Source organism: candidate division KSB1 bacterium (assembly GCA_034521575.1).
GTDB lineage: Bacteria > Zhuqueibacterota > Zhuqueibacteria > Residuimicrobiales > Krinioviventaceae > JAXHMJ01.
The window spans coordinates 59,798-74,716 of sequence record JAXHMJ010000004.1 but is presented as its reverse complement, the minus strand read 5'-3'; the positions used below and the strand labels follow the sequence as shown (position 1 = coordinate 74,716).

Annotated in this window: 12 protein-coding genes; 6 read left to right on the top strand and 6 right to left on the bottom strand. The window is 48.9% G+C overall.

Annotated features, from left to right (window positions below; genetic code table 11):
• Positions 1-280 precede the first annotated feature (280 nt).
• Both U5R06_12465 and U5R06_12460 read left to right on the top strand, forming a co-directional pair.
• Positions 281-1,258: an aldo/keto reductase gene (locus U5R06_12465; protein MDZ7723585.1), complete on the top strand. Its 978-nt coding sequence runs from the start codon at positions 281-283 to the stop codon at positions 1,256-1,258.
• Positions 1,259-1,402: 144 nt separating this feature from the next.
• Positions 1,403-2,785 carry a hypothetical protein gene (locus U5R06_12460; GenBank protein MDZ7723584.1) on the top strand — a complete coding sequence of 461 codons (1,383 nt, stop codon included), beginning with the start codon at positions 1,403-1,405 and terminating at the stop codon, positions 2,783-2,785.
• A 166-nt stretch (positions 2,786-2,951) separates the two neighbouring features.
• Here the strand turns inward: U5R06_12460 and U5R06_12455 are convergent, their stop codons facing one another.
• The 4 genes from U5R06_12455 to U5R06_12440 all read right to left on the bottom strand — a co-directional run bounded on the left by U5R06_12455 (position 2,952) and on the right by U5R06_12440 (position 6,693).
• Entirely contained in the window at positions 2,952-3,974 is a 1,023-nt protein-coding gene (locus U5R06_12455) for a DUF5916 domain-containing protein (protein ID MDZ7723583.1), read from the bottom strand.
• On the bottom strand, positions 3,928-5,562 hold the full coding sequence (locus U5R06_12450; GenBank protein ID MDZ7723582.1) for a DUF5916 domain-containing protein: 1,635 nt from the start codon (positions 5,560-5,562) through the stop codon (positions 3,928-3,930). Before U5R06_12450 ends, U5R06_12455 begins: the two co-directional genes overlap by 47 nt.
• Positions 5,563-5,818: 256 nt before the next feature.
• A complete protein-coding gene (locus tag U5R06_12445; GenBank protein ID MDZ7723581.1) occupies positions 5,819-6,052 on the bottom strand; it encodes a hypothetical protein in 234 nt (77 codons plus the stop codon).
• 29 nt (positions 6,053-6,081) lie between these two features.
• Positions 6,082-6,693 (bottom strand): hypothetical protein, encoded by a 612-nt coding sequence (locus U5R06_12440; protein ID MDZ7723580.1) that lies wholly within the window; start codon positions 6,691-6,693, stop codon positions 6,082-6,084.
• Positions 6,694-6,779: 86 nt separating this feature from the next.
• Here U5R06_12440 and U5R06_12435 point away from each other — a divergent pair, with 86 nt between their 5' ends.
• The 4 genes from U5R06_12435 to U5R06_12420 all read left to right on the top strand — a co-directional run bounded on the left by U5R06_12435 (position 6,780) and on the right by U5R06_12420 (position 8,573).
• A complete protein-coding gene (locus tag U5R06_12435; protein MDZ7723579.1) occupies positions 6,780-7,013 on the top strand; it encodes a hypothetical protein in 234 nt (77 codons plus the stop codon).
• A 257-nt stretch (positions 7,014-7,270) separates the two neighbouring features.
• Positions 7,271-7,885, top strand: a complete 615-nt coding sequence (lexA, locus tag U5R06_12430; GenBank protein ID MDZ7723578.1) for a transcriptional repressor LexA — start codon at positions 7,271-7,273, stop codon at positions 7,883-7,885.
• Positions 7,886-7,896: 11 nt separating this feature from the next.
• Positions 7,897-8,277, top strand: coding sequence for a hypothetical protein (locus tag U5R06_12425; protein MDZ7723577.1), 381 nt, complete (start codon positions 7,897-7,899; stop codon positions 8,275-8,277).
• A gap of 26 nt (positions 8,278-8,303) precedes the next feature.
• A complete protein-coding gene (locus tag U5R06_12420; GenBank protein MDZ7723576.1) occupies positions 8,304-8,573 on the top strand; it encodes a hypothetical protein in 270 nt (89 codons plus the stop codon).
• 85 nt (positions 8,574-8,658) lie between these two features.
• On the opposite strand, the gene U5R06_12415 is transcribed toward U5R06_12420, so the two are convergent.
• Positions 8,659-12,651, bottom strand: a complete 3,993-nt coding sequence (locus U5R06_12415) for an FG-GAP-like repeat-containing protein (GenBank protein MDZ7723575.1) — start codon at positions 12,649-12,651, stop codon at positions 8,659-8,661.
• Complete coding sequence (locus U5R06_12410) at positions 12,648-14,852, bottom strand: hypothetical protein (protein ID MDZ7723574.1); 2,205 nt, start codon at positions 14,850-14,852, stop codon at positions 12,648-12,650. Before U5R06_12410 ends, U5R06_12415 begins: the two co-directional genes overlap by 4 nt.
• Positions 14,853-14,919 lie beyond the last annotated feature (67 nt).

The following is a 14,919-nucleotide window of genomic DNA, read 5'->3' as shown; positions in this document are numbered from 1 at the left end:
ACAAGCCATACCATTGGCGAATGCTGCGCGTGTGAGTGTCGGTATGTGTGAGTTTGTGAAAAACACGTTTTGTCCTGAGCATGAATGAATTCAATTCGGTTAGTAATTCGGAAAATTAGGGCTTTTTCAAGACAAAGTCAAGCAAAAATATAATTAATTGTCAATCAATCTGCTTCTGGTTTTGATTTTCACTACATTTTATTCTACAGTGACGGAATGATTGTGCCTCATCAAACTGTTATTGAAGGTGACAATAAAAAAAAGAGTACAGGAGAGATTTATGAAGACGAGACATTTTGGAGCGACACAGGAAAATGTATCAAAAGTGGGATTGGGAACCTGGCAATTCGGCGGGGACTGGGGAGAACTAACGGATCAAACCGCCATGTCTATTATGCAGACCGCCGTGGAACGGGGCGTCACTTTTTTTGATACAGCCAATGTTTACGGAACCGGCAGAAGCGAAGAATTGATCGGCGAGTTTATCAAGGAATCGCGGGCTCATCTGTTTATCGCAACCAAGCTGGGCCGCCTGCGCGGTTACCCTGATGATTACTCTTTGGATTTGTTCAAACAATCCACCGAAGAATCTTTGAAACGTTTGGGTGTGGACCGGCTTGATCTGACGCAGCTGCACTGCATTCCCAGGCATCATTTGCAGGAAGGCAAAGTGTTTGACTGGCTGCGCCGCTTGAAAGAAGAAGGATTGATCCGTTATTTCGGCGCCAGTGTAGAAACCGTGGAAGAAGGATTGATCTGCCTGGAACAGGATGATCTGGCGTCGCTGCAGGTTATTTTTAATATTTTCAGACAAAAACCGATCGATGAATTGTTTAAAAAGGCCAAAGAGAAAAATGTCGCCTTGATTATTCGTCTGCCTCTGGCAAGCGGACTCCTGGCGGGTAAATTTACAAAAGACTCGACTTTTTCCCCGCAGGATCATCGGTCTTTTAACCGCAACGGTGAAATGTTCAATGTGGGGGAAACATTCGCCGGATTGCCTTTTGAAAAAGGTGTGGAACTGTCGGATCAGTTAAAGCCGTTTGTGCCGCAGAACTGGTCCATGGCGCAGTTTGCGCTTCGCTGGATTCTGGACTTTCCGGAGGTCAGTGTAATCATACCCGGCGCTTCGAATACCGAACATGTGGTTTCCAATACGTCGGCCGGTGATCTGCCCTCACTGTCGCCTGAAATTCACGAACAACTGCGTCGTTTTTATCAGGAACATGTCAAAGATCATATTCGCGGCGCCTATTAACCAACGTCATTGATGCAGACCGCTGGTTCTCTGTCATCCGTTGAAAAATGTTAAAATAATATTAAAAAATACTTGTGCATCTTTAATATAATTCCTATCTTGAATTGTGTTCATTTAATGTATTCACTAACAAAAGGAGCGGCTATGTATCTTAAAGGGTGTGTCGTGATTTTGGTGCTGCTCATCGCAGCACAGTTTGTACTTGCAGGGGGCATCATTACGAATACCAACCAAAGTGCGGCGTTTGTGCGCAATTTGTCACGCAACGCTTCAACCGATGTAGATGCGGTCTATTTTAATCCGGCCGGTTTGGTTGATTTGCAAGATGGCTGGTATTTTTCTGTCAGCAGTCAGACAATTTTTCAGGAAAAAACAATCATTAACAAATTTCCTTATCTGAATGATGAAGAATTTGTGGGTGAGGTTACAGTCCCCACATTCCCCAATGCCTATGTTGTGTGGAAACGCAACAAACTGGCTTTGTCCCTGGGTGTTGGCCCCACTGGCGGCGGCGGTACGGCTGATTATGCCGAGGGTCTGCCTTCTTTTGAAACCGACGTGGCCAAACTGCCGTTAATTCTGTCAAATTTACCGGAAGCAATGGGCGGCCCGGTTCCGACATCGCAATATGATGTTTCCGTAAATCTCGAGGGCAGTTCCATTTTCTGGGGATTTCAATTCAACGCCGCATACGACCTGCATCCCATGGTCAGTGTGTCCGCAGGCGCGCGTTATATTTATGCAGTCAATACCTATGACGGTGCTCTTGCTGATGTGAAAATCAATCCGACTATACCGGATGTGAATCCGCAGGGCAAGCTGGTGTCTGCTTATCATCTGTTCAATACGTTGGGAATGTCTCAGTACGCTGCTATGGTGGCGGACAAAGAGGTTGATGTCACTCAGACCGGTACAGCTGTGACTCCGCTGGTTGGTTTGAATGTACGTCCCATGGACGGACTGAATATCGGACTCCGCTATGAGATGAACACGGATCTTGACCTTGAAAACGATACCGAAAAAGACGGCACCGGAATGTATCCGGACGGCGTGTCTTTCAGCAATGACATTCCCGCTGTTCTGGGTGTTGGCGTTCAGTATGTCATTGCTCCGGAATGGAAAGCATCCGTATCCGGAACCTACTTTTTTGATGACGGCGCGGACTGGGAAGGCCGCGAGGAACTGGTTGATAATAACTTTTTTGAAGTATCGGCCGGAACCGAGTATATGCTGAATGAAGACGTGACTCTGAGTCTCGGCGTTTTGCACTCACAGACCGGTGTCGGTGCTGCTTATCAGACTGATATCAGTCACAGTCTCACCAGCAATACCGTCGGTTTGGGAGCGCGTGTGGCGCTCACCGAAGCCCTGTTTATGGATCTGGGCGCTCTGTACACCATGTATGATGACGGTGAAAAAGAGATTGCTTATTATCTGAACGAACAGACACCATTGGGCTCTTATAAGGAGATCTATCAGCGCAGCAATATAGATTTTGCCATTGGTTTGACGTATGTTTTGAAATAAAGTAATATGCCGCCTCTGTTCTGCAGAGGCGGCTTTCCTTCCTGAATATCCATCCGATTCAAGCGTCTTTCAAATTTGTTAATAACATCGTGGAAAAAATCAAATATACCCCCTGCCGAACATCATTTATTCCTCTTTGAAAAACGGGATAAATGATGCTAAAGACTCAAACTGAAAACCACACATTAAGTTTGATGATAAAGATATTATCCGGTCTTGTATGCAGCAAGTTGTCAACATTATGAGAAAACGATGATCGGGTTATGGTTTCATAGGCCGATCTTCCGTGAGTATACACGAAAAAGAGTGTAGAGCCGGGTTTAAACTCCCAGCGCGCTACAACATTGGAGCGAAATTCCGCAAAATTGAAATCCGGATCATCGAAACCGAGATCGGCGCTGCCGTCAAGATCTGCATCCACTTTAAATTGTTCATCCTCTGAAGAATAGGCCAGTTCTTGATCGAGTATTGAATAGCGGTCCCGGTACCGGTCCGCCTGTGGATTGTCAATGGATTTGAAGCGGCTGTATTGTCCTGTTGAGAAATAGGGATTGCCGTAAAACTGGATTGTAAAATCCGGGGTAATAGACAGGTCCATTCGCAGGGTAATACCGATGGTTTCCCGGTCCAGTCGGGCCAGCACATACAACGGCGCTTCAGCTTCCACATACTGGAATGGAGTTCTGGATTTGCTGTAATCGAGTTCTGCTCTCAAACGGCTTTGGGGGGTGGGTTTAAACGTGAGGAAAGGGAAAAAGTCCAGCGTCTGAGAGGCCGGAGCATCGTCGTGCCGGTGGCTGTGAATTCCAAAACCACCACTGACCTTGTTGGCGTCGTCTGTGCCGATTCTGAGAAATCGGCACCAGTGCCCCTCCTGAATCATGGCCGGACCACCGCGCAGCAGTCGTGGGTTGATGGCGTCAGCCATACGTGTGACACGCATGAAAACACTCCACTTGTTGCGCAATCGTCCGCTCAGCATGAGATTGGTACCGTTGTGAATTTGTTCTTTGCCGAACGTCCATTGCCGCTCATGAGAAGCGGAAACCGATACAGACCGGAACCACCACCAGGGGACATTGTTTTTATATTCAATTTCACCGCCGGCGCTGATAAAATCCGCTGTATGCATAAACCCGAGATCATTGAGACTCCAGTCCCGGTGTGCGCCATTGACTTTCCAGTTCAAAACGCCAATTTCCGTTTCCGCCCTTGCCGATTTCCAGTTCACCGCCTGTGCCGCTCAAATCAGTTCGACTCGAATCCAGAGAGAGATAATCCGCGTCCGGTCTCTGATAATAGCGTGCGGATGAGGTCTGTCGTTCCAGTATTGCCAACGGATTACCGTCAATATGACTGAACACGGCTTTGCCGTCAATATAATAGGTTTTATCATGCCAGTAGTGTAAAACATCCAGTCCGCCGGTCCAGGCCTGATCCGGCAGCTCCAGCAGATGGTTTTGCTGAATATCGCGATGTGTGGCGGTTAATATGCCGCCAATCATGGTATTGCTGTCGTTGATATTTTTTTGAACCCGGGTGACCAGATAATTGGTCAAGGGAGAGACCGTAATCTCTCGTTCATCCGTCCTGCTTCCGATCCGGGCTTTTTCTTTGCCGGTTACACTTTCCATGATACCAATGGATAATCCGTTTCGGGATTTGCCGGTCATTTTGACGGCCCCCAGAATAGACGTGTTTTGCGGCGTATCCAGATATTCATTATCCTCTGTATCCGGAGAATAGGCCGGTTTGGCGCCGATGCGTCTTGAATAAAAGAGCTCACTTCCGCCCAGCTCAAAGTCCATGATATTTTTACCTTCCAGGAAAAAGGGGCGTTTTTCACTGAAAAAGGTTTCAAAGGCGCTCAGATTCAGATTGGCGGGATCGGCTTCCACCTGGCCGAAATCCGGATTTAAGGTAAAATCCATGGTAAAATCACTGCTCAAACCGATTTTCCCGTTCAACCCCAGAGCGGCGTTTAAATCCCGGCCGTTTGTAAACGGATTGTCCTTGTCCGCATCAAATGTGTGCAGTTTGCCGCGTACATAGGGCAGCAGTTCGATGCGGCGGTGTTTGGGAAGATTCTGAATGCCGTGCAGTTCTCCGATGTCATACAGGCGTCCGGGGGTGTCGCGCGGAATGAGCGCCCATTGGTCTTCCTCCTGGTTGCGATTGATCCAGCGCCAGGCATGCAGGCCCCATATTTGCTGTTCATCGCCGTCATATCGGAGTTGACTCAAGGGGATTCGCATTTCAGCGCTCCAGCCGCGGTCATCGTGCGACACTTTGCCTTCCCAGACCGGATTCCAATTGCGATCAATGCCCCGGTTCATCAGAATCAGATCGATTTTGGTGCCGGCGGCTGTCAGATTAAATTCAAATCCGGAGCGGTGGTCAAAATAGCTGTCAAAACAGACTCCGACGATATCGCCGCTGAAGCCGTCTCTGCGGCTGGCGGAGCGGTCCACTTTGTCCGGATCGTCAAACGCGCGTATGGCCACATAAATATTGTGGTCGTCATACAATATATTCAGAGCGGTTTCTGCGGTGGGGGGGGCGCCTTCCATTGGGATTTGCTGGGTATAATTCCCGGACCAGACGCTGTTTTGCCAGCACGCATCATTCAGTCTGCCGTCAATGGTTGGAGCTTGCTTTAGTTTTTGTGTTTGAAAAATACGTTTGCCGTCGTCTGTGTAAACGCGGGTTGTGTCAATGGGTATCGCGTGACTTGCCATAGTCAGTGTGAGAATCGCCAATAGTAAACGAGAAACCATTCATTTGTCCTTTCTTTAGAATACCATGTAAAATACGAAAATGAAAGGAAAAATGGTTGTAAACTATTGTAAACCATAGTTAACAAATGAAATGGGCGGGGACAACCAACAAAGCGGGCGGCGGCCGGGTTTTGTTTTAGAGTGGGGGAAAACAGGAAGAATTGGGTGGTTCTATAACGAGCCGAGACCGCAAAGAAAATAAGAGTTAATCCATATTATGATTTCAAGTTCTGCCATTTTATCAAGCCAATTGGGCTCAGGGGGTTGAAATGCGAAAAACAGGCGCCGGTGTTTTTTCGCTGGTCACAAACAGGTTTTGCCCGTTATCGGAAAAACACAGGCTTTCCGCCTGCTGCATCAGGGGAAGTTGTCTGATTGCCGGAGCCCGTTGGACCGCCTGCTCCCAGGATTCGCTGCTGTTTTTTCTATAAACCAGTAGATAAGAATAGGTTAAAATGCAGCAAGTCTCAGAGCGCGAATCAATATCCATGGCCGTCGGCTGCCACTGATAGCGGTCGATCAGAGCCTGGGAATCTTGGGACGCGGAATACTTGTGAGATCGGCAATTTTTTCTGCGGTATACAGGCTGTCGCTGCTCAAATCGAGCGGCAGTCTGTATATAGCAGGTGGAATAGTGCGTTTAGAGCAGATTAGAATAGAGCGGGTTTGCGGATTTACGGCGAAGCCTTCCGCATCGCGCGGGCCGTCCGGATACTGATAATAGATTTTTTGCTGCAAGGTGATTTCATCACTGGATGAACGCAGATCGGGTTCTTTGATGATGTAAAGTACACAATGGTCCCGCACGGCTCTGTTGTCTCCAATGTCCGCGATGATCAAAAAAGACTGACCCTTCCGGCGAAACGCGGACAGGTCTTCCCAATCCCTGTTTTCAGCATGTTCTATCGTAAAGGATCTCTGAACTCCGGTCTTTGAAAAAGCATACAGGTTGGGAGCGTTGCCGCTGTCATTGATGCCCCACAGGACGGTATCCGATTGTGCTGACCGTTCAATGCCGCTTATTTCACTCAGCTGCGCTGTTTGCAGCATGCCGAACAGTGTATATTCTTCAAGTTCCTGTGCCGTGAGTGCAGCGACACTCAACAATATGAATATGAGGATCAGGCGCATGTGTGGACCTATTGCTAATTTTTGTTTTAATGTAATGTTCTGACAGCTATTATGCAAATTAAAAAGCCGCCCGATCAAATCAGCAGATGGATGCGGCAGCGCTTGTTGCAAGTTTTATTTTCCCGCCGGCAGATCCGGATATTGCCGCCCGGCTTTTACGTTTGAAGCGTCTGCTGTCCGGTGATATGCCGATGCTTGTCGGCGGCGAGTCGGCCGATTCCTGTGAAAAAGCACTGCACAGTCTGAATGCGATCGTCATCAAAGATATGCATACATTTCAGACCGAGCTGCAGAATATAAGAATGATGCGATCTGAATAATATGACGTTCCTTTATATGATTCTCCTGTGTTTGGGTAATGGGGATATGCATCATAAATATATGCCTTGTCGTATCATGGGAACTGATCCGTCCAGTTCAGGGGCGATTATGCAGTGTTGTTTTGAATGATAAAAATTTTATTTTCCTGATTTGGACTCGGATTTTAAAAAAATCCTTGACAAATAGGTGATAATATGTTATCTTTAGGGTAAACAAACGTTCACTTTAAAGATGGTTTGTTCACCTTATGGATGATTTGACGACAAAACAGGCGCAAGTGCTCGAGGCCGTGCGCAGCTATCAGACGGATTACGGCTATTCGCCGACGGTGCGTGAACTGGCGGATGTGTTCGGCCAGTCCTCAACCGCCGGGATTCATAAAATACTCAAGGTTTTGCGGGAAAAGGGCTATTTGACCAAAACCGACGGCAAGTCCCGTTCTTTGAATCTTGTGGATACAAATCCGGATTTTGAGGCGCGCAGCGGTGCAAAAAGTTACCCCATTCTCGGTCAGGTGCAGGCCGGCATGCCGCAGCTGGCGTATGAAGATAAAGAAGGTGAAATGATGCTGGATGAAGAATGGGCCGGCGATGAGGATACGTTTTTACTGCGTGTCAAAGGTCAGAGCATGATCGACGCGGATATCCGCGACGGGGATATTATTGTGGTCAAACAGACCCAGTCCTGTCACAACGGCGATATTGTTATTGCGCTGCTCGATGATGAAGCGACCGTGAAACGCTTTTACAAAGAACATGACAGAATTCGACTGCAGCCGGAAAATCCGACCATGCAGCCGATATATATTGACCGCGATCATCCAAATTTTTCCGTGATCGGGTTGGTGCGCGGACTGTTGAGGAAATATTAGGAGGTGATTTTATGAAACGAGCCGAAACTGCAAAGTCTTTGTCTCTGCCGGACTGGCTTGATACCCTGCTGGATCCCGTAACAGAAATGCAGAACCTGGTTTCTGAATTGAGCAAAAAATTCAATGAAAAGAATTATTCCTACGAACACTTTATGTCCTATGTGCATATGAATCACGCCAATACAGCCTCTATGCTCAACGAGCTATGGAGCCGTATTGATACGGATATTCAAAACAAATATTTGCAAGATAGCATTGTAAGAAGCAATTTGATTAATTGGCATCATGACCTGAAAACCTATCGAGCTCTGATGCTGTCTTTGTTGAATGAATATGAAGCAGAGCACAAACAAGATTATAATCAGGAACAACCATTGGTAGAAGCCGCGTAATCTGAATGTATTAAAAGGAGATCAACATGGGAATGGCAGCTGAACGAAAGTCTAAACAAAAACGACATCTACCGAACTGGAATAAATACTGGTCAAATTTCACAGATCTGGATCTGTTGCGCTACAAATCGTCCAATCTGGATGAAACGCTTGAACTGCTGGAAAAAGAGTTTGCCACCAAACTGATGTCCGGAGAACAGATGCAGCTTATCACCGAGCTCGAGGACCGGATTTCTGAACTGGAACGCATTGAGCGCGAGGAAAAGCGTTCGGTTCAGGGTAGTTTGTTCGAGTAAACGCTCCGACTGGATGGTGCGGCCGGGCTTTCATTCCGGTACAGGCGTTGCACGTCTTGGTGAATCCCCATGCGGCAAGCGGCAGCTATTTCAGAAACAGTATCGGGCGGTGCTTGCGGGATTCCGGTGTCCGCAGCACCAGATAATACAGACCGGATGACAAGTGGACACCTTGATCATTTAGGGCATCAAAGGTCAGGGAATGAAAACCGGACTGCATATTCCGGTCGATCAGAGTTGCAATTAACCGGCCTTTGATGTTATAGAGCGCCAGTGTGACACGGGTTGACACGGGCAATTCAAATGAAATAACTGTTCGGGAATTGAACGGATTGGGGTAAGCCGAGTGCAGGCGTACCTGATTGGCAGACTCTGGATTATCATCATGAACTGATAAACTATTACGATGCACCAAAGCAAACAGTATCGTGTCCAGTTGAGTTTTGGCCCGGAACACAGCTGAACGGCAGGGATGTACCAATCCGACCCGACAAGTGGCTGTGCCGGTCGAATCCGTTGTACACAGCGAGTCTGAGTGAAACTCGGCGGTTCCTTCGAGGCGCGAGAATGTTACCGTCACGCCAGGCAACGGACTGCGGTCTCGTCGTGTGATTCGCGCTGCCAGCGTGGCAATCTGATTCAGGCTGTCGGCATACACTGTGTCGGGTGACCGGTTTTTGAATACATGATACGGATCATTGACGATCACGGTCAGGCGTGTGATTAAACTATCCGAGGTATGAGCTGTGAACTGGTAAACCCCGCCCCGGTCTATACAATGGATTCGGCATGAACCCACCCCCGCTGAATTTGTGAGTTGCAAACTGTCGTCAATGAACATACCGCCGGATGGTGCCGAAAATTGGATTTTTTCTCCAGAAAGCGGATTGCCATAGCGGTCTATGATCTGGACGCGGAACGGATGTAAAAGTCGGCTCGTAGCCCGGCAATATAATGTATCAGGCGTTAGGTTCAGTAATCGATCCGGAGTGTCCGGCAGGGCAGAGGCATGAAATCCGATGCTATTGTTCAATGTTGCGGTTACAGAATCACTATGGACACCGGAACGAGTCCCCAGTGTATAATTTGTCTGTGCCAGACCATTGCTGTCACTGGCAACCGTAACCAGACTATCTTCGTCAAAATGACCGTTTCCTTTTACCCTGTAAAATACCACCGGCTGACCCGGTATCGGTTCTTGATTGGCATTGATTACCTGCACTGAGAGCGGTTTTGGCAAACGATGTTGGACTGTATCCTGTTGATTGTCTCCGTTTATCTTGACCAGAAAAAATGAATCCAGAGGCGAAGAAATGAATGTCACAAACTCTGTGTCCGGAACCGCAATCCCGGGTTTATCGATACGGGCTGTGATCATTTTACGCTCTGTCGTTGTACTGGACAATTGCGCGTGAACCAACCCTTGTTCATCCGTCAGAGAATCACTGATGTGCAGTTGATTTTGCGAACCGCTGACTTTAATGGTGATCGGATAACTCGAAAGCGCCACACCTGAATCATTTTTCAGCGCCACTAATAGTTCTGTATGGTCATTGCCGTCGGCGATGATGCTGTCTGTTGCTGTAATTGTGGATTGCCCGAAGGAGGGCGGTGTTATGTGTGAGAGTTTTAGGCGCAGTGGTGAATTCACCAGCGGTTCCTCATCGAAACTGCTTGCGATCCGGATAACAGTTTGCTCCTGATAATTTCCGCCCAGAAACCAGTCCGCAGTGGTATGTCCCGTTGAATCTGTAAAATCAATCACAGAGCTCTGATGCTTGATATGGCCCGTACCGGATATGATCTGATATTGAACCGCATGACCGACTATCGGATTGTTGTATTGATCGGTGACCCGGCAGAGGACCGGATAGGTTTCTGCCGCCTGGCGCGGACGGTCGGGATCAAATTCGGATACAATCTGATATGGATTTTGCGGTTGTGCGTTTGCTGTAAAAGAGACCGTTTCTGTATCAATAGAGGCTGTCACGGTCTGGAATCCGCTTTGTTCTCCCAGGGTCCAGTTGGCAGAAGCGATTCCCAGGCTGTCTGTTTTTACCTGCAGCACGGTCCGGTCTGTGAATGAACCGCTGCCCGGAACCGCATTGAACCGCACCGGCTGTCCCGTCACCCGGCGTCCGTCCGGATGTTCTGTCCTGACGCTCAAAGGGACGGGCAGCGGTTCGGCAACCCGGCCTGTTTGGTCTTCCCCGTCCAGTTTGACCAGCTGCACCGGAGGACGTGTTGCTGTGACAGAAAAAAAGACCTCTTGATCCTGCGTCTGATCACAGGTCGCTTTGATATGATATTCATCATCTCGGGATCCGGCCATGAAATGCGCTGCCGCATATCCGTTTTTACCGGTTATAACGGGCTGTGACTCGAGCATACGTCCGCCGTTTTGCGGGGTAAAGGTGACGCGTGCATCTGCAACCACCTCGTTCTGACGAGTGACGCGTACCACCAGAGCTTCGGGGAATTGACGCTCAATCCAGCCGTGCTGGTCATTGCCGGATTCGTAATTCAGATCCGCGGGACCGTGAAACACAAACCGTTGATCGGCTTTAATAGCTTCAAACGTATGCACACTGCCGTCGGTGAGAATTATTTTGATATCGCAGCAAATATGTTGTCCCAGTCCGAAATGCAGGGCGGTCTGGTTTTGACACAGATAAGCGTATTGGGAAATCGATTCCTGATACGCAATCAGATGCGTATCGTCACCCAGATGCCCGGGTTCGTAAATCCAGACTTTGGTTCCGAATCCGCCGTAATCACCCTGTGGGCCATAGCACAATATATCCAGATAATGATTGCTGCTCTCAAGATCGTTTCTCAATAAATAATTCTGTCCATCTTTGCAGGCGATGAAAAAATCAATATCGCCGTCGTGATCAATATCCGCGTATCCGGCGCCGCGCGGATCCTGAACCGGCATCTCCACACCGCTGGAAGCGAGGAGGGTAAGATTGCCGTTTCCATCATTTAAATAAAGAGCAGGCCGTGCTCCCGGATCTTTGTCCGGATTTTTGACCAGCAGCATATCAAAATCCCCGTCATTATCAACATCCCCAAACACCACACTGTAGCCGCTAACCCGTATATTGTACGCTTGCGTGCGGTCTGTGAACGTTCCGTCACCGTTGTTGATAAATACATTCAGAAACGGCAGCGGTGCGCGCGGCGTTCGGTAATTGACGATAAACAGATCCAGATCTGCGTCCCTGTCGATATCCACAAATACAGCGCCGTGTGAACGGCCCTCCACATCGATTTGATAATCCGCTGCGCGTTCGCTGAAATAACCGCCGCCGCCGTTGACCAGCAGCCAGTTGCCGGTTTCGCGTCGGCAGACATAGAGGTCAATGTCACCGTCGTTGTCAAAGTCCGCTGCGGTCACCCCCTGTTTCGCAGATTCATCATTCTGCGGGCCTTCGGCGCCACGGTTTTCGCGGCGAAACCGGCCGTTGCCGCGGTTGAGATAAAGCTCGCAGGGCTGTCCCCAGTTTGCGGCAAAGATGTCCAGCCAGCCGTCATTGTCCGCGTCAAATGCCACGGCCCCGCGGGTGTCATTGCGCTGCGTTGACAGTCCAACCGCATCCGTTTTGTCTGTAAAATATCCCTCTCCGTTATTGCGGTAAAATACATTGTGACCGTATCCGCCGTGCCCGTCGTGGTACATGGTCATATTGGAAAAGAACAGGTCCAGGTCACCGTCATTATCATAATCAGCAGCGACCATGGCGTGCGTCAGTCCCGGATCGCTCAGCCCGCGAGCAGACGCATCCTCTTTAAAAAATGCATTTCCCTGGTTCATATACAGATGCTCATCAAGCTCAATATCACGCATGGCGTTGCTGACCAGAAAATCAGGGCGCTGATCATGATTGATATCCGCAAATGTGACCCCGTGTCCATAGTCATGTTCACCGTGGGGTAAAATTCCGGCTTTGAATGTGATATCGCTGAAATGAATGTTTGTAGGCGTGAAAAAAGTTTCTTCTGCGCTATCACCTGTCTGACAATAGCCCCGGATGCTGAACATCGCGATCAGGGAAAAAACAATTATGCGCTTCATGGCGCTCTCAAACCTTTTAATTTGATGATATTGAACGGATTATACCGGCCGTTTGAAAAGTTGATGAAAAAACAGGCTAAAATATAGCAAAGCCATTCCAACATTGCAATAAAATCTTGTCCGAACCACCCCAGACGCATTGGCGGATTATTCAAAGAATTCATCCGGAATATCCTCTGCACAGCTAGCAGCAGCACACAGGAGGACGCCCACGATAACGAAGCCTTCCAGATCCCGCCGTCCCAGGGACCCGGCCATGGCAATACCAGTCCGTCCGAGTAGGTAAACTGTTCAGTGGCCTGGCCGGTTTTGCCGAATCCGAAATCATTGTCCCGGGTATTGTAGATCCCGAGGCCCCATATACAGGTATCCTTCAATCGCTGACGAATATATTCGCTGCCGGTCTGCTGATACAGATAATACAGCTCTCCGGCAATGAGGTTACCCATGGGGTGAATGCTCGGATTATAGGTGCTGGTGATTGAACCGCCGCAGGACGACCAGTTCATGCTGCGCAAAGGCTCTGCGGAATAGACGGTATTGTAGGCAAACTTCCATGAAAATTCCCAGCTCAGCCCGTGCATGGCAATATCCAGGAATCTGGATTGGCCGGTCAGTTTATGAAATTCCACGCAGGCGATGATAAAGGCAAGATTGCCCTCCTGATCCACGGCGCGGTGTGTGTCCATTGGCGTGTTGTACAGCTCGCCCTTTAAATGGTAGCCATGATAATGCCGGAGCGCCGTTTCCGCGGCATCCAGATAATTTTTTTCTCCCGAGTATCTGTAAAGCAGCACCAGCGCCGGAACAAACCAGCAGGGCTGAAATCCGTCGTAATCGATGCCGTCACCCGTCTCCGGATCAAAAAATACAGGTAATGCACCGTCACTGCGCTGACCGCGCGCTGCAGTATCCAGAACCGTGCGGGCGGACCGCAGCCATCCGGGATGTGTTTGACTCTCCAGTTCGTATGACTTTAACAGATAATAGGCAGCCTGACCGTTCAGATACGCCGAATGCAGCGGCTGATCACCGAAATTGAAACAATCCTCGCGCACGCCCCACCAACCAGTCACCTGCCAGCCGCCGGCGCGGTATTCTTCATACAGCAGACCGGCTTTATCGTTCAGGGCAGTCCGGCACATGTTGTCAATGAACTGCAGCGCAATATCGTTCGCATTCTGATCCCCGATAATCTTTGCCGCTTTCAGTAGAGGATAGGCCGTCTGCATACCGCCGGTCCAGGCAATATCGGCGCCGGTGTTTTCACCGTCCACCAGAACAAATCCTTTTTTGTCAGCATCCCAGGAATAATCACAAATGGCCCGACTGATTTTACGTAGCGTCTCTTTTCGGGTTGAACGCTGTGCGGGCGGTTCATGCAGCACCGCATAGTATGTCCGCAGCAGTTTGCCGTAATCGGGAATGTGTTCCGCCGCTGTGGCTGCATAAAAAGTCTGTGTCTGCAGTGTTTTCCCCGACTGTCCCTCAATCCAGCCGAACAGGTATTCATCATGTTTTGGAACCCATGGCTCGCGGACCCAGGAATAGCGCGCCGGTGCATTTTCGTAACCGAGCTGAAAGCCGATCATATCCGTGTCCGGATCATATGTGTCCAGCATCAAACCGTTGTACAGACAGGCGGGCGCCCATTCGGTTTCAGGCTGGCCCTGAACCGGTCTGCCGGTTTCGTCTGTCATCATGTCTTTGATCCCGACCAGCATCCCGATTCCGTTCCGGATACAAACCACTCCGGGATGCGTGCTGCGGTCCGCGCGAACATAAAAGAGAGAACTGTCCGGCCAGCCTGCAGGCCCGCCGTAATTGAATTTCGGCTGCTGACCGTCGGATGTGGCGAGATTGTTGGTGCCGTAGAGAAACCCGGGTATCATAAAATAGGGAGGCTGATCCGGTTTTGCAAAATGGAAGGGACATTGCACAATAAATGGTTGATCCGTATGCACGGTCAGGCAAACCCTGCCAATAATAGTGTCATCCTGCAGACTCAAATGTTCAGTATAGGATGCAAATTGCCCCAGCGATGCCCTGAATGTAGCGTTTTCATAATTTGATTTGAATCTGTGATTTGGCTGATCCGGTGTTTTGATGATGATATGATCGCGGTAAAAGAGATCATTGTTTTGATAAACAAACGTTTGTTCTGTCTTTTTATGTATTCTGATTGTGTTGTGAGCATTCATATTAGGGATATTCCAGGAAACTAAAATGTTTTATAAAGATAAGAATAAAATAATATAGAGTAAATAA